Here is a 501-nt window from a genome sequence, read left to right as displayed (position 1 = left end):
TCGGCCGAGTCTCCGCGTCCAGCAGCGCACAGACGCGGCAGCGGGTGACCTTCGTGGTCATCCGGGGGCTGGCGGACACGCGGTGCGTCACCTTCCGCGCCGCCGACGGCCGCTTTCTGCGCCATCGTGACCTGCGGCTACGGCTGAGCACCAACGACGGCAGCGAACTGTTTCGTGCAGACGCCACCTTCTGTCCGCGCCCCGGGGCGGTCGCCGGGTCGGTAACCCTGCACGCGCACAACTACCCCGGATCGGTCCTGCGCCACCGTGACGGTGGCATCCGGCTCGACGGCTCGGACGGCACACGGGCCTTCGCCGGTCAGGCTTCCTTCCTCGTGCGCAGGGCCTGGGCCGGCGCTCTTTGAGCATGTCGGGACCGGGTGCTGCGCCCAGTCCGGCTCCGATCCGCATTCGTCGACGGCCGCCTCGCCGTGACCGGCCCCAAGGCTGATCACCGCAACGGCAACCGCAACCGCCACGACGCCACGACGCCACGAACGC

At 71.5% G+C, this 501-nt stretch carries 1 protein-coding gene; it reads left to right on the top strand.

Annotated features, from left to right (window positions below; translation table 11 throughout):
• On the top strand, positions 1-365 hold a 365-nt coding region (locus G3I71_RS46765; protein ID WP_203733118.1), incomplete at its 5' end, for an AbfB domain-containing protein.
• Positions 366-501: the final 136 nt, after the last annotated feature.

This window comes from Streptomyces sp. SID12501 (assembly GCF_010550245.1).
GTDB lineage: Bacteria > Actinomycetota > Actinomycetes > Streptomycetales > Streptomycetaceae > Streptomyces.
This window is presented reverse-complemented; position numbering and strand designations above follow the sequence as displayed.